Genomic DNA, 20,720 nt, shown 5'->3' on the forward strand with positions numbered 1-20,720 from the left:
CAATGAAGGAAAAAGCTTAATCCTTTTAGTACTCTAATGGAACAATAGGTTCTTTCTTAGTAGTTGACATAATCATCATTGTCTGAAAGGTCTTCACCACACTGATTTTACTGATTTTGTCCATGATTAAACGTTCGTAAGCTTTAATGTCACTTACATAAACTTTTAAAAGAAAGTCTGCCTGTCCGGTTACATGGTGACATTCTGTAATTTCTTTAATCTGATTGACTTCATCAAGGAATATCTGGATAGTATTATTCTTATGAAAATCCAGTTGTACCTGAATAAAAGTCTTAATCCCCAGTCCTAATTTTTCTTCATCAACCAAAGCATGATAGCTTTTGATGAAGCCCGACATCTCCAGTTTCCTAACCCTCTCCAGGGTAGGTGCCGGCGATAATCCAATTTCCTGGGAAAGAAGCAAATTGGTTATTCTACCGTTTTCCTGTAAAAGTTTAAGTATTTTGAAATCTATCTTGTCTAGTTCTGCTGCCATTTTATCGATCTTGAACTCAAAGGTAGAATAAGAACACCTTATTTACCAAATTTAATTCTAAAAATAAACAATAAAATTATGCATTATTTTATCTAAAATTTTTTAGATTTATCTAAATCTTTAATTAGGTCAATATAATGCATTCATTTACCGAAGAAAACTACCTTAAAATCATTTATCATCTGTCCCAGGCAGAAGAAGGAACTGTCCAGACTAATGCTATTGCAAATGGAATGAAGACCAAAGCTGCATCTGTCACGGACATGCTTAAAAAGCTGTCAGACAAGAATTTAATTGATTATATTAAATATCAGGGAGTCACTCTGACTGAAAAAGGTAAAACAGCAGCCATCAAAATAGTCAGAAAACACAGGCTATGGGAAGTATTTCTGGTTGACAAGCTCAAATTCAGATGGGACGAAGTACATGATATTGCCGAAGAACTGGAACATATTAATTCGGCAGTACTGGTAGAGCGACTGGACGATTTTCTGGGTTTCCCTAAAAGAGATCCTCATGGTGATCCGATCCCGGACCAGCATGGAAATTTTGAGGATCTGGAAAACATACACCTGACGGAGATGACCAAAGGACAAAGTGGTATAATCGTCGGCGTGAGTGAACACTCCTCTCCCTTTCTGATCCATCTGGAGAAACTGGGTCTGACTATAGGTACAGCTATAAAGATAATTGAGATTACAGCCTATGATGGTTCTGTAGAACTCATGATGAATGATCAGAAGATTAACGTAAGTAAAAAGGTAGCAGAACATATCCTTCTAAAATCATAAGATAAAATAATTAAAAGACCTATTGTTAATGAAGAATACAGAATCATTAAGTGAAGTACATCAGAGCGTAGATACCGGCAAAAGGACAGGGTGGAGAAGAATATTATCCTTCATTGGTCCGGCGTACCTGGTAAGTGTGGGTTATATGGACCCCGGAAACTGGGCAACTGACCTTGCTGGTGGTAGTAAATTCGGTTACCAGCTGATCTGGGTTTTGCTGATGTCAAACTTAATAGCCTTACTATTACAATCACTGAGTTCGAGATTAGGTATTGTAAGGGGACTGGATCTGGCACAGGCTTCGAGAAATGCTTATCCTAAATGGGTAAATATCCCATTATTTGGTTTGGCGCAAACCGCTATTATTGCCTGTGACCTCGCTGAAATCATTGGAATGGCAATAGGACTGAATTTACTTTTCGGACTCCCATTGATCTGGGGGATCAGTATTACTATTTTCGATACTGTCCTACTTCTTTTCCTGATGAATAAAGGGATGCGTAAAATGGAAGTATTTATAGTTTCTATGGTCTTTATAGTCGGGATTTCATTTTTAGTAGAGATGTTCATTGTTGAACCTTCTGTAAAAGAAATTGTAAAGGGATTAAAACCGTCGGTACTATCAGGAGAGGCACTTTATATTGCAATAGGAATCATCGGGGCAACCGTAATGCCTCATAACTTATACCTCCATTCTTCTCTGGTCCAGACAAGGAAATTTGAAAGAGATAATAAGGGAATAAAAGAAGCTATAAAATTCAATTTCATAGATACTGCCATTGCACTTAACCTGGCATTTTTTGTAAATGCCGCCATTCTGATCCTGGCCGCTGCCGCATTTTATAAAAATGGCTTGCATGAAGTTGCCGAAATACAGGATGCCTATAAATTACTCGGGCACATCTTTGGTAATGTTGCCCCAACTCTTTTTGCTGTAGCGCTGATTGCAGCGGGACAAAGCTCAACCATTACTGGTACACTGGCAGGACAAATCGTAATGGAGGGCCACCTGAATTTAAGAATACAACCCTGGATCCGCCGCTTAATTACACGTCTGCTCGCTATTATACCAGCCTTTTTCACAATTCTATATTTTGGCAATGATGCCCTGAGCGGTCTGCTGATTCTGAGCCAGGTGGTACTGAGTCTCCAGCTTGGGTTTGCTGTCATCCCATTAATCCATTTCACCTCTGATCAAAAAGAGATGAAAGGTTTTGCAATCAAATTATGGGTCAAAATATTAGCCTGGATAAGTGCAGCAGTAATTGTTGCTCTGAACATCAAATTGGTTATAGAAGAAATTTCAGGATGGGCTTCTGCAACACACGGATGGTACATCTATGGATTGATTATCCCTGCAGCAGTTTTAATAGGTCTGCTCCTGGTCTATGTTTTTGTATACCCGATTCTAAGTTCCAAAGTCAGATCCAGAAAAAATGTACCACATGGAAGCGCCTTAGCCATTGACAATATCGACCAGATCCACTATACTCAGATAGGTATTACTGTTGATTTTTCCAAGAATGACCTGAATACGATCAGGCATGCCTTAATCCAGGGAGGTAAAAAAGCAGATTATCATTTGATTCATATTGTAGAAACTGCTGCTGCACGTTATCACGGACAGGCGACAATGGATTACGAAACCCTGAGTGATGCAGAAAACCTTGAAAAATACTGTCATAACCTCGAAAAATTGGGTTATCGTGGCATTCCACATATAGGTTTTGGCGGCGCAGCCCGGGCTATTGCTGAAATATCGGAGACTAACGGGCTACAATTGCTGGTTATGGGTGCTCACGGACATAAAGGGCTGAAAGATTTAATATTTGGTACAACTGTAGATGCCGTAAGACATAAAATTACCATCCCTGTATTAGTGGTCAGATAAATTCAGATAAACTGCCATAAATCGGCAATTCTTTCGGATATTAGCTGATTCTATGACGAACGATATTCAAATAAAAAATAAAAGAGCATACTTCGATTACCACGTTGTTGAAAAATTCAATGCCGGGCTGGCCTTATTAGGGACGGAGATAAAAGCAATCAGACAGGGGAAAGCAAACATGACAGATGCATTTTGTATGTTTATAGGTAACATATTATACGTTAGAAACTTACACATCTCTGAATATAGTCACAGCTCATTCCATCATCATGATATTAAACGTGACCGGGTTTTGCTTCTGCAAAAAAAAGAACTGAAAAAACTAAAGTTCAGAAGTGAAGAAAAAGGCTATACCATTGTCCCGCTTCGCATCTTTACCAATGAAAGAGGATTTGCAAAAATAGAAATTGCATTAGCACAGGGAAAGAAAGACTTTGATAAAAGAGATAGCATCAAAGACCGTGAATCTAAACGTGAAATGGACCGGGCAATGAAAGGTTAATTACCAGGCCTGGTCCCCGACCAATGGAACAAATCTGAAAGTATCCAGTTCGAATTTTTCATACTCCGTTTCACTGACACGAATAACTGTAACCATAATCTGCGAATGTTCATTCCCAACAGGAATAACAAGGATTCCACCAACCTTAAGTTGTTTCAATAAGATTTCAGGGACAAATGGTGCCCCGGCAGTGACGATAATCTTATGATAAGGTGCATGATCAGCAATCCCCATTGAACCATCACCAAAAAAGAAGTTAGCATTATAGCCCATTCCAGGAAGTACTCTAAGTGTATGTTTGTAAATACTTTCCTGTCTTTCAATCGTAAATACCTCTGCACCCAACTCCATTAATATACAGGTCTGATAACCCGATCCGGTGCCTATTTCAAGTACCTTATCGCCTTTATTGATATGCAATAGTTCACTTTGATAAGCAACTGTATAAGGCTGGGAAATAGTCTGCCCATCACCTATTGGGAAAGCAATATCCTTATAAGCCTGATTCCAGAACGTTTCATCAAAGAAAAAGTGTCTTGGTACTTTGCCAATTGCCGTTAAAACACGTTCATCTGCTATGCCTCTTGATTTAAGATGCTCGACCAATTTCTTCCTCGCTCCCCTTTCCCGGTAATTATCTACAAACTTGTATGCCATTGATTTCAAAAATACTGCTTTGAAATCGATTTCTAAGGTTTTAATTCGAGGAATTTACCGTATTCCTGCAAAGATCCCCCTCTTCAGATCTTTAGCTTCTTTTCGGACTATTAAGCAAAAGATAAAATACTTGAGTGCTTAAAGACTAAAAGGGCAATATTATTTCAACAGAAAAATGAATATTACTTAATAATTTAAAAAAAAATAGTTACCCAATTTTCCACGGATTTATTCAAAATATTATATATTTTCAATCATCCAATTGACGTATAACTCTCTATGAAACAGATACTTCTACCCTGCTGTTTATTTATGTTTCTCTCTACAAATACCTTTTCTCAGGTTAACCCAAAATATAATTTCACTATTGGACTAATCGGATTTAGCTACCTACAATTACCCCAAATTGCTGATCAGGATCAACAGAAATATCTAACTAATTATTTCTCTGGTGCTCTATTGAAATTAAATGACCATCAGATTAGCTATCGTTTAAGCGGAAATTTTATTCATAATAATATTAATTTTCAAAGTGATTGTACAAACTGCAACCTGGATAATGGCCGGATTACAGATTATAATATCAGCATAGGATTCGAAAAGAACCTTAATTACGCACGTATACAACCATATTTCGCTTTTGATGCAGGTTATAGATATAATCGTTTTTCAGGCATACAGAATAGTATAAACCTGCAACGGAAGATTTATGCAACAGATGCATTAGAAACTATAAAAGATGGTTTTACCGCTGCTCCGGCATTCGGAATAAAGATCAATCCGATTGATGAGATTTCTATTTTTGCTGAAGGAGGTTTTCAATACTGCATCTCCTATCTGCACACGCAGACTATCAGCCAGGATCTTTCTGCCACACTTACACAAACGACCGGGCATAAACAAGAAATACTATTTAAGCCGATTACTATAGGCATACAGTTCCACCTTGGAAATAAGGATTAATAGGGGTCAACGTCTATCTGTATGATTACACCTTTAAAGGTATTCTCGGTATTAAAATCAGTAATTGTTTGCTTAAGTACAGCTTTGACTTTTTGAATAGCTGTGGCCTTATCTGATTTAATGATGAGTTGTTTGATATAATAATTTCTGATTCTCGAAACCAGCGGTTGTTCCGGTCCAAGAACTCTTGTTCCCAATTGTGTTCTCAGCATAGCTGCAAACCTTGCTGAAGCCCCATTCAGTATATTTGAATCTTTATGTTTCATATTAATAAAGATCAGCCTGGTGAAAGGCGGATACTGAAACTGCTTACGCTCAGTTATTTCATCTTTATACATCTCCAGGTAATTATTATCAACTACCTGTTTAATAATCCTGTGGTCAGCATCATAAGCCTGGATACACACTTTGCCTTGCTTATCACGTCTTCCTGCTCTCCCGGCTACCTGTGCCAACAATTGGAAACTGCGTTCAAAAGCCCTGAAATCAGGATAATTTAGCAAGGTATCTGCGTTAATTACCCCAATCAATGTAACGTTATCAAAATCGAGTCCTTTAGCAACCATTTGCGTTCCGATCAGAATATCAGTTTTCTTTTCCTGGAAATCACCGATGATCTTCTGCAAACTATTCTTGGTTCTTGTACTGTCTACATCCAGTCTGGCTATCTTAACATCAGGAAAAATGAGGCTTAATTCCTCTTCTACCCTTTCTGTTCCAAAACCCTTCTGCTCAATATGTACAGAACCACAGGCAGGACAAATGTTCATACTGCTCTCATGATATCCGCAATAGTGGCAATGTAGTTTACCACTACTTTTATGAAAGGTAAGACTCACATCACAATTCACACATTTCGGAGCAAAACCACAAGTTTTGCAGATCATAATCGTCGCATAACCGCGTCGGTTCTGGAAAAGGATTACCTGTTCCTTTCTTTCGATTGTTGCCGCAATATCATCGATTAATACGCTGGAAAAATAGGAAACCATTTTCTTTTTCTTGGTTTCCTCAGCAATACCAACAACTTCCTGAATAGGAAGCTCTACCCCTCCGAATCTCTCATTAAGCGTAACTAAACCATATTTTTGCTGCATTGCGTTATAATAGCTTTCTATCGATGGAGTAGCTGAACCCAGTATAATTTTTGACTGATGAAGATGTGCCAGATAAACAGCAGCATCCCTTGCCTGGTATCTGGGTGCAGGCTCATTTTGTTTATAGGATGACTCATGTTCTTCATCTACGACAATCAGCTTCAGGTCTTTGAATGGTAAGAAAACTGCAGAACGGGCTCCCAGAACAACTTTATACTTGCCATTCATAACATTATTCCAGATTTCCACACGTTCATTGTCGTTGAATTTTGAATGATAAACGCCAATAGCATCTCCGAAATAACGCTTTATTCTTTCAACAATTTGCGTAGTCAGGGCAATTTCCGGAAGCAGGAATAATACCTGGCCGCCATTTTCTATCGCCTGCTCGATCATCTTGATATAAACCTGTGTTTTACCAGAAGCTGTTATACCATGTAATAACACAACATCCTTCGTTTGGAACTCCGTTTCAATCCTCTGTAAGGCTACACTCTGAGCAGCACTTAGCTTGAAATTAAGAATCATATCATCAGACTCATCATTCAAACGGCTTACCGCTTTTTTCTTCAAAAAGAAGATCTCTTTATCCAACAATGACTTTAATGCTGCCTGACCACAATTACTATCTTCCAGTAACTGTTGTCTTGAAATCTCAATTCCTGCTTTCGATAACTTTACATACATCAACAAAGCATCCAGCTGTTTAGGTGCCCTTTCTAAAACTTCAAAAAGATGTTTGAAATTCCCCTCTTCAGTATAAAACGGATTCAGGGTAATATATGATTTTAATAATGGTTTATATTTTTCAACGACTTCTTCAGCGATATAGATAATCTCTTTGTCCAAAAGAGACCTGATCAGGGGGAATACTGTTTTCTGTCCCAATAATTTGGAAATCTGATCTACAGTCAGCCTTTTATGTTTTTCGAGTGCAGTGAGTAATACACTTTCTTTATCAGTGACTTCAATGGTTTCCAGGGAAATCTCCTCACGCAGGATAATAATGGTCTCACTCGCCAGTTTTAGTCCGGCAGGAAGGGCTGCAGACATAACCTCACCTTCATTACACAGATAGTACGAGGTCATCCAGTTCCAGAATTCCAGTTGCTTATTGTTGACAACCGGATGCTCATCAATCACATCGATGATATATTTAGCCTGATAAAGTTCGGGAGCTGTCTGACTGATGCTTTTGATCAGTGCCGTATAGATTTTGTTTTTCCCAAACTGGACAATTACCCTTTTACCAACAGCAGTATGCTCATTTAAATCAAAAGGAACACGATATATATAGTTTTTCGAAAGAGAAAGAGGTAAAATCACCTCTATAAACAAAGTATCCCTCTCGGTAAAATCCATATCGTTAAATTCCTGCATCTATCTGTTTTTTAAAGCGGCGAAAAATAGGAAAATCCAGCCTGTAACTAATAATAATCCTCCTAAAGGAGTAATCGGGCCTATCACATTTACCCAATTTAAATTTAATATCCCACGTGTTGCCAGCAGGTAAAGTGACCCTGAGAAAAACAGGATACCAACAGTAAAACTATAATATGCAAAATCAACCAGTTTAGTCCTGAATCTGGCAAATGTGGAGAGAAATAGCAACGCAAAAGTATGATAGAACTGATATTCAATTCCCTTGGTCCATATGGCCAGCTGATCAGCGGAAAGAACATTTTTCAAACTATGTGCACCAAATGCACCCAGTATTACAGCGACTGCTCCAAAAAAAGAAGCAGTTAAAATTATTCGTCTATTCATTCAATTTGTCTTAGAGTCTGTTTCAATTTAGATGGTAAAATTGTTTATAGCTTATTTTTAAGCGAAACGAGTCCTGATTATTTCTGGTAGCCTTCCTTCCTGAAATGATCAGGACGAAGTTGCAGCCTGGCAAAATTAAGAAACCTAAACTGCATTTCGTTAATATTTAAAAACAATCCTGGTATTTCCCTACCGCATTACATTAAGCTGACGGTAATCCTAAATGGCATCTGAATCAGACACCTATTGGGAAGAAATCTGTCAGCCTTTGATCAGATGGTTTTGTAAATCCGTAAGTTGCTTTTGTAAATTCTGGTTAATCTCATTTTGTTTCTGAGTTTCCATTTGTTGTTTTTGCTCCATTTCTTTAATTTTTGTATCCTTCTCAATCAGATATAGGGTCAGCTCTTCAACTTTTTTAGTCAGTAATTTATTGATATCCCCCAAATTTAATCCCTTTTCAGCGATTTCTTTCTCTGAGGGCATTTCTGGTAGTCTTGAATTTACAGCTATATAAGATTTCACTTCAGCAAGGGGCATTAAATGGTAACTCTTATCAAATACATAATCAGCCCAGGGATACATTTTCACAGTAACCGAATTCGCAACTGCATCTCCGTTTACAGCAAAAGCATAACCTTTCGTATCTGTTGTTCCGATCCCCACATTTCCACTTGTAAATGCAAAATTACTGGCGACAAACTGCATTTTTGAATAAACATTTGCTGCCCTGTTAAATGACTGAAGACCAACTACGCCGACAGGCGATCCAAGATAAATTTCAAGTCCTTCTGCTTCATTATTCGAGACTGCAAACTTCTGCATTGGATTTGAAGTTCCAATTCCCACATTCCCTTTTGAAAAGGTAAAGTTACTTGCATCAAACTGCATTCTGGAGTAAGTATTTGTCACTCGGTTATAGGATTGCAATCCTACTAAGCCAACGGGTGAGCCAAGATAAACCTCCAGCCCTTCTGCCCCGTTGTTGGAGACTGACAGTTTTTGCATCGGCGTTGTAGTCCCAATCCCCACATTCCCCGTATTGGTATTGTTTATATTGACATTACCAACCCACTGAGCATAGGAAGAATATGTAAATGCAACCGTAATCATCAGACTTAAGTATATTTTTTTCATTTTAAATAATTAGTATAAAACAAAGCTATAGTAATAAAATAATTATGACATCATCTTGATGATTAATTAAAACAACCTATTCAATAATTTTCGCCGGCAGTTTTAAAAGAATCCAGACATAGTGCGCTTTCAAATGGATAACAACACAAGAAATAGATTCCCTTTTTAGCAGATTTCGCCTTAATTAACCTAAATTTGTATGGAGCCAGTTTAGATTGATCAGGTCTTTTATTGGATGAATTTTACACCGGCTCTGAGACACAATGAAAAAAATATATTTCACCCTATTTATCCTGATGTCAGCAATTGCCGGCATGGCTTACCTGTACTTTTCGAATCTGACCCGCGAAACTTCTTATCAGGAAACGAGTCTGTATGCGGCAACTGCAAATTCCGGCCTGATATTCTGCATTCAGAATGAAAAAAGTGTATTTGAAGTATTGAAGGGCCAGCATTTTTTCAGAAAACTACTGGGGGAAGAGAAATTTGGGCAGCTCAGTCTATTAAAAAACGAACTGATGTCAGGCCCCACAGTCAGCAATCTGATTGGCAACCACAATATCTTTATCAGCTTTGCAGCCGGAAAAAACAAAGAGATAGACTATCTGGTCAGTACACAGTTAAATGATGAATTAGAAAAGCCAAAACTAATCACTGCAATACAGTCCAAAGGAATAACGATTACTACAGAAAACGGAATTCTGAAACTGGCACTGAAAGACAGTTCCTTATTTTATCTGAATATCGAAAAGAACCTGATCCTTTTATCAAATAATAGCGAACTGATTAAAACAGCGATGGTACATGAACCGACCGAAGAGAATCATCAGTTTGTAGCCTATATTAAATCAGGCAATAAATTCAGTAAAAACAGCCTGGGAAATTTATATGTCGATTTCAATAAAGTCCCTGCTATTTTAAAGTCAATCCTGCCAGGCAATTTAAACGGGGGCCTTTCAGTCTTTAATCATCAGAATTCGTTTGCCACATTTAATTATAATTTCAGCCGGGAAAGAGTATTTTTCAATGGTAATTCCGAAATCCATGATCCGAAAAATTACCTGAAACTGTTTACGGCACTCAGTCCACAGCAAAACAGCATTGATAACTTACTACCAGAAAACACAGCGAACTTCAGGTTATATGCAATGGCAGATTATAATATCTGGAAAAAATCGCTGGCCAACTGGTTTCAGATTAATAAAGAGGATCAGAAGGTCAACAGGACCATACAAGATTTCAACAAGGAATATCACCTGAATACAGCAGATATTTTCCCCGCATACTTCAAGAATCAATTTATCACTTTCCAGCTTAAATCTTCAGAAAATCTGGCTGCTGTCAACCTGACTAACGGAGACAAGGTAAAGCAGTTTTTACTGGATATGAGTGATGATTATAATCCGGATATCAAAAGATTCAAAAAATCGGGTCTTTTATACTGCTATTTTGGTGAACCCTTTAAACAATTCAGCAGACCATACTATGCCATCATTGACAACAATATGATTGTCTCCAATCAGCCTGCTGCACTCAGTTCCTTTCTGGAGGCTTACCGGAGTAATAAACTACTCATCAACACCCAGGATTATATTAACATCTACAGCCAGATTTCAAAAACAGCTAATATCACTTATTATATTAACCGTAAAAACTCTGGAGACCTGGTCAGAAAAACTATTTATCTTCCTTATTATAATCATTACATCAATAAACAGGGGCTTGAAGGCTTTAGCTCATTCGTTTATCAGCTGAGTGGTGATAAAGGAGAGTTCCAAACCAATCTTTTGCTCAATACCATACCCGAAATCAGTCCGGATACACTCGAAAATTTAACAAATAAATAAGCAGGATCTATTTTTTAAATCCCCATATTTAGGCTTGTTTTGACCCTATGGCAAAAAGATACCTAATATTAAGCCTTTTTCTGATTTTAACTACACAACTGAAAGCACAGCAATACGGGCTATTTAATACAAAGACTTTATTTGATGCATTTGAAAATCCAGCGCAAAAAGCATTTCTACTGGATTCATCACGTCAGTATGCTTCAAACTTCCTGATACCTTACTTTGGTCTTAATGTGGCTAATAAAGGAGATTCCAACTTTGGTCTCAGGAGTTTAATCAATAATGGAACTTTTAATACCAATGGCATTCCTATAGGGAACAATGCCAGAAATCAAGTCTATCAAAACTCCAATATCTATCTTTTTACTTTCAGGATTTTTCAATCTTATAAATATCACAAGGAACTTGGTTTTTCCTGGCAGCTCCGTACTGACAGCTACGCAGATTATACCAATGAATCGCTGATTCTTTTTAATGATATCCAGCGATTTATTGACAGACAAAGCAACCAGGACTCCCCCTTTAACGGAAATGGAAATGTCCAGTCCTATCATCAGTTCAGTATGAATTACAGAGAGAACATTGATAAGAGATTGGCCTTTGGTGTAAAGCTAAGTCTGCTTAGCGGAATTACTTATAACAAAATAAACATAACCCAATCGGATCTGCAATTCAACCCGGTAGCACAACAGCTTACCGTTGGTGTCGGGGGTACGTATCAGTCAAATTTCCTGCGTGCTAAAGAACTGGATACGAAAACACTGATACCTGATTTCAAAAATCCAGGTCTGTCTGTAGGATTTGGCACAACGTATACCGCAAAAAGTGGCGTGTTCCTGATGGGAAGTATTAAGGATTTAGGTTTTATCAGATGGAATAAAAATTCCCATTCTATCTTCATTCCTGACAATGAAGGACAGGTAACAGCTGTAAACGGAGAACCGCCAAGTGTGTTCGAGAAAAACCTGGAAGATTTGTTTATCAGCCATGACCAGCAAAAAAGCTTTTATACCCCAACAAATGCCAAAGCCGATTTCCTCGTTTCCAAAAAATTCGACTTTTACACCCCTAATTTCATTGTCTCTAAAAACTTATGGAATAAAGGCGGTGACATTGCCTTTGTGAACAATTTCGCTTACAATGAGTATTCAGTCAGTCTTTCTCCCATTTATAATCTGAATGGATTTATGATGTTAGGTGCACAAGCCAAATATCAGACACCTAACTTTGAATTTTTCCTGGGGAGTGATAATGTTCTGAAATCAGCGGCCTACCAACAGCAACCTACAGTAAACAACAGCTACGCCGGTGCATCTGTCTACATGGGTGTCGGGATTAAATTTGGCTATACCGTTGAACACCCGCTGAACAGCAGTTATATGCCAGGGGTTGGAGATGATGCGAAAGAAACCGGATTCTTCAGTAAATTATTTAGTGTTTTCAAGAAGAAACAATAATCAGACTTTCTTTTTTGCCTGAGTAATGACAAAATCCTTAAGATAATAAGGTTCAAAATAAGCTAAATCCACAAAATCACCAGTGCTAAAGGCCGAATAAGCCAAAGCACTCATATTTGATGCAGAATTAAAATTAAGATCAGAAAACAACGCATTCGGAGAAACAATGGAATCACTGCATTTCATAGCTCCATCTCCGATAAAAGTAATCAGATGATTGTTTAACTGCTCCTGGTATGAGGTTCCATCAATAATTTTAGCTTCTACCGGCAAAACCTCAGTAAGATCGCGCTGATACAGACCTGTAAAAACCTCCATTCTGCGGGCATCAATCATCGGACAAACCAAACCTGTGTAATTACCCGCTGTGTTCAGGAAACCCTGCGCCATCATTTTTAAGGTATCAATTCCGATCAATGGTTTATCTAAAGCAAAACAAAGTCCTTTCGCTGTAGAAACTCCAATTCTCAATCCAGTATAAGAACCAGGTCCTTTACTTACGGCAACGGCATCAAGTTCTGGATAGGCCAGACCAGCACTTTCCATTACATCTCTGATGAATAACGTCAGACTACCTGCATGGATATTCTGAGCGGCAAGTTCTTTTAATGCAATTGTTTCACCGTTTACAGCTATTGCAGCTGAACACACTTGGGTAGCAGTTTCTAATTGAAGTATTGTAGCCATTAAGACAAAGATAGCAGATTTAAAATTATGGAACAGGATCGTGCCCATGTTTACCCCAGGGATGACAACGTCCAATACGTTTAAGTGTAAGCCAGCCTCCTTTAAAAGGGCCGTGTTTTTTAATGGCTTCTATTCCATACTGCGAACAGGTTGGCGTAAAACGACAGCTGGCTCCAAGGAGCGGCGACAAAAACCACTGATAAAATTTAATCAGGGCAAGAAAGAACCAGCCAATGATCTGTTTAATCGGTTTCATGTTTCGAAGCAGATAAATCCACGGAAGGTTCAATAGTCAGCATCAGTTTTTTGAATGCATTACCTAATTTCTTTTCAAAAAATGCATAATCGTAATGCTCCTTTCCAACAAACTGAAGGGAAAGCAGAAGTAACTGATCCGGATGATTGAGCAGAGGATAAAGCGCAGATGCTTTATGTAACCTGTAGGCTTCACGGGTCCTGCGTTTGATCAGATTCCTGTCATGCGCACGCTTAAACCTCTTTTTGGAGACATTGATTACCACCTGTACCGGAAAAGCACTTTTCTCAGGTACAAATAAGTACGAAACCCTGAAGGGATATAATAAAAAAGAAGAACCGTTCTTAAATAGCAGGTCTAATGATTTCCTACTACATAACCGTTCTTCTTTGGTAAAATTTTTCATGTTTTTGATCGCAGATTTGCAGAATAAAGATCTGCCAGCACTTAAAGTGCTGCAATCAAAATTATGCTTTGTGACGACGTTCGTCAGAAACTGATAATTTTCTTCTTCCTTTTGCACGACGAGAAGCTAATACTCTTCTACCGTTTGCTGTAGCCATTCTTTCGCGGAAGCCGTGTTTGTTTCTTCTCTTTCTTTGCGAAGGTTGGAATGTTCTTTTCATAACTGTATGATATCTTAACTATTATTTTTTAATTGAGAGGTGCAAATATAATGCGATTTTTTCTTAAATGCAAATACATGCAGCCTATGTTTGCATTTTTATTTATAAACCCAGGGCAGCCTTTAGTTTAACATATCCGGTTTTACTGACAGGCAGCCAGATATCGGACTTCAGGAGCACAATATAGCTATCTTTTTCTTTGAGTTCAATTTTTGTTACCTGCCCCAGATTAATCAGATAAGAACGATGAATCCGTATAAATTGTTCCTGATCCAGTGTTTTTTCAAAGAAACTCATCGTCTTATTCTTATAGAAAATACCATCAGTAGTGCTTAATTTCACATGATCATCATCGGCCTCGAAATAATGAATATCATTAACAGCGATAATTTTGATGACTCCGTTACTCTTTACCACTACCCTGTTATGCTGAGCAGGACTCAGCGAAGCAGTTTCCAACAGCTCAGCTGTCGCTTCAGGCTGCTTTAATTTAGAAGGGAGTCTTTGCATAGCCTGATCAAATCTTTCCAGTTCTATCGGTTTGAGTAAATAATCAACCGCATTCACTTCAAAAGCTTTAATAGCGAACTCATCAAATGCTGTTGTAAATATTACTGCCGGAGGGTTCTCAACCAGCTCAAGCATTTCAAAACCATTAATCTTTGGCATTTGTATATCCAGAAAGATGAAATCAGGACGAAATTGCGTAATTGCTTTTATCCCTTCAAAACCATCGCTGCACTCTGCAACGATTTCCACTTCAGGAAAATTGCTCAGGTAATGTTTCACAATATCCCTGGCTAAAGGTTCATCATCAATAAGTATCGTTCTTATCATATTCTTTGTGGTATTTTAAGCGTAGTAATATATTTATTTTCTTTTGTCGCGCTGGTCTGCAAAAGTGTACTGTCTGCAAAAAGAAGATATAATCTTCTGCGGATTGCAGATAAACCGAACCCCGTACCACCGGTAGCTTTCATATCCGGGTCATATGGATTTTCAACACTGATTTTCAATAGATTGTCTTCAACTTTAACAGAAAGAGAAATCAGAATGGCCGCCGAGGTATTATAAAGACCAAATTTTATAGCATTCTCTACAATAGGCTGCAATAACGTCCCGGGCAAAGAAAGCCCAAGAGTATCTTCATCAATATTAACATTGAGATTTAACCGGTGACTGAATCTCACTTTTTCAATATCCAGATATAACTGAATATACTCCATTTCTTCAGCTACACTCACCCACACCTCATCGTCCCGCTTCAGGGTCCCCCGTAAAAAAGAAGCAAGTTTAGTAATCATCGTCCCTGCTTCCTTAGGATTTACAATTGTCAGTGCGTATACTGAATTTAAACTATTGAATAAGAAATGTGGCTGTAGCTGATGTCTCAGCTTATTCAGTTCTGCTTCCTTTGCTAAATTCTGCGTAGTAAAAAGCCGCTCCTTCATTTCTGACTGCTCTTCGAGACGATACCATAACACATTTGCAAATGCGCACCAGGCCAGAAAAACAAATAGAACAATAATTCTGAAAATCAGAGAAAACCCCAGAAAATTCACATAAGTATGATCGTTAAAAAAAAGATGGCTCAACAGGAACCTGCTTATAAAAGCAATCAGTACTGCTAAGGCAACAGCAAGTATGATCACAAACAAGATGATCTCATCTTTAGGCTGATAAAATCTTAAAACAGTACTAATGATAATGCAGGAGAAGGCCAAAAGCGTATTGGTAATCACGCTGTCCGCAACAGATTCGGGCCAGCTGAAATTCAGCGTGTAAAAAAACAGCAGTATAAACGCTCCTGTCCAGGACAGATAGAGTAGAGCTGCCGTTTTTTGTGCCTTCCTGTTTAACAATGGGTTATCCGTCACGATTAATTATTTAATAGTTGCTTATGCTTACTCCACCAAATAAAGCTACTCCTTTTATCGTAATTATTTTAAGTGGCTCAACGTTAACCGGGCTAACCGTTCTTTTATCATCCAATCCGCCAAATATGGGTGACACCTGAGATTTCACCACCCATGTAGAAGGAATAATTAATTTAACACCCCCGAATATGGCAACTATATCTATGGTTACTCCATTTTCAAAATCCGCCTGGGTTAGATCCAGATCACAACCTCCAAAAATTGAAATCACATCCCCACCTTTAAAGTTCTTTGAATAGATTTGCTGTTTGCTGCCACCAAATACATTGACCGAATCTATATAGTCGTTTTCATCTTCGGATGTCCAGCCACTATGTCTATAGCCACGTTTCCAGCCGCCATAATTATAATGTTGCGCTGCAGGATCTGCAGTTTTTTCTCCGTTTTCATTGGTGTTTCCTGCCGGATCTGCCGAAAAACTATCTCCCCCAACAGCTGCAGGATCAAAAGGGTTCTTTTGAAACCGGCTATGATATTTGCTTTTTGGCTTTAAAATTAGGAATAAACCCAGGATAATAAATCCGGCAGCAAAATAATATTGTGACAGATCTATATCAACGACATTCTGTAACGTAAAATAGGTGCCAACAAGGACCATGACTAACCAGGCGCCACCATGAAAATTACGTTTAAACCCAATGACCAAACCTATCAATATTAATAATGTAGACCAGCTGAATACCCAATAAGGGATATCAAGTCCAAAATTCCTTAACAAAAAAACTAATCCTATAAGCAGCAGGATCAAACCACTCCAGATTCTGTTAGAGTGACTATTATATTTATACTTTTCCATAACCTTGATTTCTTTTAGTCAAAACTACCAGATAAACCCGGACTACTATATAACGATTGTCCATATAGCTGCAAAACCCCGGTGAACATCATTTTTTTACCGGTAAAATATAATGTGTTACTTTGAAGTATGAAAACGAACCTTCTGATCCTCTTTTGGGTATTCATCCCCGTCTTCTTATTCGCTCAGAATACAGATCAATCTTATAAAATATTTGAAACAAAAACTAAGAAAACTATTAGTGTAGCAGAACTGATCAAAAAAACAAAAAATGCAGATGTATTGTTTTTTGGTGAGGAACACAATGATTCTATTGGTCATTTGCTGGAAACACAGATTTTCAGCGGACTGCTCCAAACCTATCCCGGCACTGCCCTTTCCATGGAAATGTTCTCTACCGATGTACAGCCAATCATGAATGAATACCTTGCCGGTGTCATCTCTGAAAAGAACTTTATCAAAGAAGCCCGTGCCTGGAACAATTACAATGATTATAAACCCCTGATTGAACTGGCAAAGCAAAACAAAGCAAATGTTATTGCCGCTAATGCTGCTACAAGGTACAGCAATGCCGTAACTTTCTCGGGCCTGAATAAATTAAATGATTTCCCTGCTGCTTCAAAAGCATTCCTCCCTCCCCTGCCTATTGACACCGCTACTGGCAGATATTACAATAAATTTATTGAAACCCTCGGGGGACATGATATGGGAGCGATGAAGATCTATCAGACACAGAATTTATGGGATGCAACTATGGCCTGGTCGATTGCCCAATACGCCCTTCAGAATCCGGGTAAAAAGATATTTCAGGTGAATGGAAGATTTCATAGTGATGAACATCTCGGAATTACTAACCAGCTTAGAAAATACGCCCCAAAACTAAAGTTATTAACTATATCCTGTTTCGCTGCCGAAGACATTTCAAGTCCGGACTGGGCCAAAAACCAGGCTGAACCTGGTGATTTTATCATATTGACTTCAAAAAAGTAATCCGTCGCAAAAAAAAAGACAGACAGCCCTGGTGAAGGGGCTTGTCTGTCCTTTTAAGTATATGAATTATAAACTTTTCGTTTTTAATAAATCTCTGATTTCGCCTAATAACACTTCTTCCTTAGTTGGAGCCGGATCAGCAGCAACTACCTCTTCCTGTTTACGTTTCAGTTTATTAATAGCTTTCACCATTAAAAAGATAATAAACGCAAGGATAACGAAATTGATAACTTCTGTTGCAAAGTTACCCCATGCCAAAACAGGACCAGCCTTTTTTGCATCTTCCAGAGAAGCAGTCGGGTTAGCTGCGACGAAGGCCCTTACCTTATCGCTTAATGGCAAATAGTAATTAACAAAGCCCTTATCACCAATTATTAAACTGATAGGCGGCATAATTAAATCATTAACCATGGAGGTTACAATTTTGCCAAAAGCACCTCCAATAATCACACCGACTGCTAAGTCGACTACATTTCCTTTTAAGGCAAATTCCTTAAATTCTTTTACAAAACTCATAATTTTAATTTTTCATGGTGTTCAACTATCAATAAAAATATAAACTTTATTATAAAAACTATCTTTTTTCTTCGAAAAACTCATTCAAACGCAATATTAGCTCAACACTATGGGTGATATATAAACCAAATGCTTATTTTTGAAACGGGTCAAAATACCTTTGCTACAAAACATGCTAAAACAACATCTACAACAAAAGTTACTTCAAAAGTTATCGCCTCAGCAAATTCAATTTATCAAATTGCTGCAGGTGCCTACTGTTTCCCTTGATACCAGAATAAAAGAAGAGTTAGAAGAAAATCCAGCGCTTGAAGACCCGAGTTTAATGATCGCTGATGAACCCAAAGGAGAATACGATGACCTAAACGACGCTCCTGATGACTTTGATGGAGGATCTAAGGAAGAAAGTACTGATGAATTTAATGTAGATGATTATTTACAGGATGATGGTGGAAACGATTACAGCACTTCCTATAACAACAGTGATGATGACGAAGAAAAAAAAGAAACTCCAATAGCTATTGAAAGTACTTTTTTCGAAAGCCTGCAGGAACAGCTTGACCTTGTTCCCTTATCTGATCAGGATTTCATCATCGGTAAACAAATCATCGGTAGCCTGGATGACGACGGATACCTGAGAAGACCCGTAACTTCCATGATTGATGACCTGGCCTTTTCACAAAATGCAATGGTCGAAGAAGAAGATGTTCTGGAAATGCTGAAAGTTATCCAGAGTTTTGATCCTCCCGGAATTGCTGCCCGTGATCTTCAGGAATGTCTGACTTTACAATTGCGCAGAAAAGATCCGAACAATCCGATTATTCAGAAAGCGATCACGATTGTAGAAAACTACCTTGATGAATTTACGAGGAAACATTATGACAAGCTGGAAAAATCTTTAGGTTTAAGCAGTGAAGACCTCAAGGAAATCATTGCAGAAATCCTTCGTCTGAACCCAAAACCAGGAGACTCCAACCAGGTAACTACCAAACAATTACAAGTCATTCCTGATTTCCATATTTCAAATAATGACTCAGTCCTGATTCTGACCCTGAATTCTAAAAATGCTCCTGAACTCAGAGTAAGCCGCTCTTATATCGATATGTTCCAGCACTATGATAAAGCTGCACAGAAGGACAAAAAGCTTAAAGAAGCTGTACAATTTGTAAAACAAAAACTCGATTCAGCCAAATGGTTTATCGATGCAATTAAACAGCGCCAGCAGACATTACTAAAAACAATGAATGCGATCATGCAGTATCAATATGAATATTTATTAACCGGAGATGAGCGTAAAATGCGCCCCATGATCCTGAAAGATATTGCAGATAAAATTGACATGGATATTTCTACTGTCTCCAGGGTAGCCAACTCAAAATACGTCCAAACCGAATTTGGGACATTCCTGCTGAAATCATTCTTCTCAGAAGCTATTCAGACAGAAAGTGGTGAAGAAGTCTCTAATAAAGAAGTCAAGAAGATTCTGGAAGATTGTATTGGTAATGAAGATAAACGTAAACCACTGGCAGATGAGAAACTAACTGAAATCCTGAAAGAACAGGGTTATAACATTGCCAGAAGGACTGTTGCGAAGTACAGGGAGCAGATGAATATCCCGGTTGCAAGATTGAGAAAAGAACTATAAAATATCAATACCCTATTTACACAAATGGAACCTTCAGGGTTCCATTTGCATTTAGCTTAGCGCCTGTTTAAATTTAAGAAAGGAGATTTTGTCTTAAGAGGAACTCCAGTTGTTTATTCGCAACCAATAAAGCTTCAGTCAGTTCTTTATTCTCTTTTCTCAGTGCATAAATCTCATAAGCCTTCTCAATGTTGATCCGGAGATCCTCATCCATCCATGGCTTTTGGATATATTTATAAACCTGCCCTTTGTTAATCGCGTCGATCACAGCATTTATATCTGCATAACCAGTCAGTAATATTCGGATCGGATCAGGAAAATCAGGAATGATAGACTCCAGAAATTCTATACCGGTTGTTACCGGCATACGCTGATCCGTAATAATCACATGAATGAGTTCAGTTTCTAATACCTTCCGTCCCTCTACCGCAGATTCTGCGGTAAAAATGTTGAATTTCCTTCTAAAGCCAGCTTTAAAAGAATTAAGATTATGAACTTCATCATCCACATAAAGCACATTAATTGGGGCGTCGGAATTCATTGTTATTTATTGGATTTTTTTGTTAAATATATTGCTTTTATAAATTCTAAAAAACTAATTTCGGATAAAAATTATTTCTAAATAATAATTGATCAATTTTACACAAAAGCTCACACAA

At 38.0% G+C, this 20,720-nt stretch carries 22 protein-coding genes; 8 read left to right on the forward strand and 14 right to left on the reverse strand.

The window, feature by feature from the left end:
* Nucleotides 1-25: 25 nt before the first annotated feature.
* Nucleotides 26-496, reverse strand: coding sequence for an Lrp/AsnC family transcriptional regulator (locus tag HDF25_RS19905; protein WP_041884810.1), 471 nt, complete (start codon nucleotides 494-496; stop codon nucleotides 26-28).
* 137 nt (nucleotides 497-633) lie between these two features.
* Here HDF25_RS19905 and HDF25_RS19910 point away from each other — a divergent pair, with 137 nt between their 5' ends.
* From HDF25_RS19910 to smpB, 3 genes are read left to right on the forward strand one after another with little or no spacing between them, the layout of a single operon-like run.
* Nucleotides 634-1,287 (forward strand): metal-dependent transcriptional regulator, encoded by a 654-nt coding sequence (locus tag HDF25_RS19910; RefSeq protein WP_184628060.1) that lies wholly within the window; start codon nucleotides 634-636, stop codon nucleotides 1,285-1,287.
* Nucleotides 1,288-1,315: 28 nt separating this feature from the next.
* Nucleotides 1,316-3,178, forward strand: a complete 1,863-nt coding sequence (locus tag HDF25_RS19915; protein ID WP_184628062.1) for an Nramp family divalent metal transporter — start codon at nucleotides 1,316-1,318, stop codon at nucleotides 3,176-3,178.
* Between the two features lie 52 nt (nucleotides 3,179-3,230).
* Nucleotides 3,231-3,680, forward strand: coding sequence for an SsrA-binding protein SmpB (gene smpB, locus HDF25_RS19920; protein WP_184628063.1), 450 nt, complete (start codon nucleotides 3,231-3,233; stop codon nucleotides 3,678-3,680).
* On the opposite strand, the gene HDF25_RS19925 is transcribed toward smpB, so the two are convergent.
* Nucleotides 3,681-4,337, reverse strand: coding sequence for a protein-L-isoaspartate(D-aspartate) O-methyltransferase (locus HDF25_RS19925; protein ID WP_184628064.1), 657 nt, complete (start codon nucleotides 4,335-4,337; stop codon nucleotides 3,681-3,683).
* A gap of 279 nt (nucleotides 4,338-4,616) precedes the next feature.
* On the opposite strand from HDF25_RS19925, the gene HDF25_RS19930 reads away from it, so the two are divergent.
* On the forward strand, nucleotides 4,617-5,300 hold the full coding sequence (locus tag HDF25_RS19930; protein WP_184628065.1) for a hypothetical protein: 684 nt from the start codon (nucleotides 4,617-4,619) through the stop codon (nucleotides 5,298-5,300).
* Here the strand turns inward: HDF25_RS19930 and priA are convergent.
* The 3 genes from priA to HDF25_RS19945 form a co-directional block, all read right to left on the reverse strand.
* Nucleotides 5,297-7,777 (reverse strand): primosomal protein N', encoded by a 2,481-nt coding sequence (priA, locus tag HDF25_RS19935; protein WP_184628066.1) that lies wholly within the window; start codon nucleotides 7,775-7,777, stop codon nucleotides 5,297-5,299. The two genes, HDF25_RS19930 and priA, sit on opposite strands and share 4 nt — an antisense overlap.
* Nucleotides 7,778-8,164 carry a DUF423 domain-containing protein gene (locus HDF25_RS19940; RefSeq protein WP_184628067.1) on the reverse strand — a complete coding sequence of 129 codons (387 nt, stop codon included), beginning with the start codon at nucleotides 8,162-8,164 and terminating at the stop codon, nucleotides 7,778-7,780. It abuts the gene before it with no gap.
* 261 nt (nucleotides 8,165-8,425) lie between these two features.
* Complete coding sequence (locus HDF25_RS19945) at nucleotides 8,426-9,301, reverse strand: hypothetical protein (RefSeq protein ID WP_184628068.1); 876 nt, start codon at nucleotides 9,299-9,301, stop codon at nucleotides 8,426-8,428.
* A gap of 263 nt (nucleotides 9,302-9,564) precedes the next feature.
* On the opposite strand from HDF25_RS19945, the gene HDF25_RS19950 reads away from it, so the two are divergent.
* Nucleotides 9,565-11,148 carry a hypothetical protein gene (locus HDF25_RS19950; RefSeq protein WP_184628069.1) on the forward strand — a complete coding sequence of 528 codons (1,584 nt, stop codon included), beginning with the start codon at nucleotides 9,565-9,567 and terminating at the stop codon, nucleotides 11,146-11,148.
* A gap of 47 nt (nucleotides 11,149-11,195) precedes the next feature.
* Nucleotides 11,196-12,608 carry a DUF5723 family protein gene (locus HDF25_RS19955; protein ID WP_184628070.1) on the forward strand — a complete coding sequence of 471 codons (1,413 nt, stop codon included), beginning with the start codon at nucleotides 11,196-11,198 and terminating at the stop codon, nucleotides 12,606-12,608.
* On the opposite strand, the gene tsaB is transcribed toward HDF25_RS19955, so the two are convergent.
* The 7 genes from tsaB to HDF25_RS19990 form a co-directional block, all read right to left on the reverse strand.
* Complete coding sequence (gene tsaB, locus HDF25_RS19960; protein WP_184628071.1) at nucleotides 12,609-13,295, reverse strand: tRNA (adenosine(37)-N6)-threonylcarbamoyltransferase complex dimerization subunit type 1 TsaB; 687 nt, start codon at nucleotides 13,293-13,295, stop codon at nucleotides 12,609-12,611.
* A gap of 25 nt (nucleotides 13,296-13,320) precedes the next feature.
* Nucleotides 13,321-13,551, reverse strand: a complete 231-nt coding sequence (gene yidD, locus HDF25_RS19965; RefSeq protein ID WP_184628072.1) for a membrane protein insertion efficiency factor YidD — start codon at nucleotides 13,549-13,551, stop codon at nucleotides 13,321-13,323.
* Nucleotides 13,538-13,957, reverse strand: a complete 420-nt coding sequence (rnpA, locus tag HDF25_RS19970; protein ID WP_184628073.1) for a ribonuclease P protein component — start codon at nucleotides 13,955-13,957, stop codon at nucleotides 13,538-13,540. Before rnpA ends, yidD begins: the two co-directional genes overlap by 14 nt.
* Before the next feature lie 61 nt (nucleotides 13,958-14,018).
* Nucleotides 14,019-14,177: a 50S ribosomal protein L34 gene (gene rpmH, locus HDF25_RS19975; protein WP_083251894.1), complete on the reverse strand. Its 159-nt coding sequence runs from the start codon at nucleotides 14,175-14,177 to the stop codon at nucleotides 14,019-14,021.
* 102 nt (nucleotides 14,178-14,279) lie between these two features.
* Nucleotides 14,280-15,014, reverse strand: coding sequence for a LytR/AlgR family response regulator transcription factor (locus tag HDF25_RS19980; protein WP_184628074.1), 735 nt, complete (start codon nucleotides 15,012-15,014; stop codon nucleotides 14,280-14,282).
* Nucleotides 15,011-16,054 carry a sensor histidine kinase gene (locus tag HDF25_RS19985; protein WP_317618228.1) on the reverse strand — a complete coding sequence of 348 codons (1,044 nt, stop codon included), beginning with the start codon at nucleotides 16,052-16,054 and terminating at the stop codon, nucleotides 15,011-15,013. The genes HDF25_RS19980 and HDF25_RS19985 overlap by 4 nt, the downstream gene beginning before the upstream one ends.
* 10 nt (nucleotides 16,055-16,064) lie before the next feature.
* Nucleotides 16,065-16,910, reverse strand: coding sequence for a LiaF transmembrane domain-containing protein (locus HDF25_RS19990; protein ID WP_184628075.1), 846 nt, complete (start codon nucleotides 16,908-16,910; stop codon nucleotides 16,065-16,067).
* Between the two features lie 129 nt (nucleotides 16,911-17,039).
* Here HDF25_RS19990 and HDF25_RS19995 point away from each other — a divergent pair, with 129 nt between their 5' ends.
* Entirely contained in the window at nucleotides 17,040-17,900 is an 861-nt protein-coding gene (locus HDF25_RS19995; protein WP_184628076.1) for a ChaN family lipoprotein, read from the forward strand.
* A 66-nt stretch (nucleotides 17,901-17,966) separates the two neighbouring features.
* Here the strand turns inward: HDF25_RS19995 and mscL are convergent, their stop codons facing one another.
* On the reverse strand, nucleotides 17,967-18,416 hold the full coding sequence (gene mscL / locus HDF25_RS20000) for a large conductance mechanosensitive channel protein MscL (RefSeq protein WP_184628077.1): 450 nt from the start codon (nucleotides 18,414-18,416) through the stop codon (nucleotides 17,967-17,969).
* Nucleotides 18,417-18,588: 172 nt separating this feature from the next.
* Here mscL and rpoN point away from each other — a divergent pair, with 172 nt between their 5' ends.
* Nucleotides 18,589-20,061 carry an RNA polymerase factor sigma-54 gene (gene rpoN, locus HDF25_RS20005; protein ID WP_184628078.1) on the forward strand — a complete coding sequence of 491 codons (1,473 nt, stop codon included), beginning with the start codon at nucleotides 18,589-18,591 and terminating at the stop codon, nucleotides 20,059-20,061.
* A 73-nt stretch (nucleotides 20,062-20,134) separates the two neighbouring features.
* Here the strand turns inward: rpoN and HDF25_RS20010 are convergent, their stop codons facing one another.
* On the reverse strand, nucleotides 20,135-20,602 hold the full coding sequence (locus HDF25_RS20010) for a response regulator (RefSeq protein ID WP_111631876.1): 468 nt from the start codon (nucleotides 20,600-20,602) through the stop codon (nucleotides 20,135-20,137).
* Nucleotides 20,603-20,720: the final 118 nt, after the last annotated feature.

It is taken from the genome of Pedobacter cryoconitis, from assembly GCF_014207135.1.
Lineage (GTDB): Bacteria > Bacteroidota > Bacteroidia > Sphingobacteriales > Sphingobacteriaceae > Pedobacter > Pedobacter cryoconitis_D.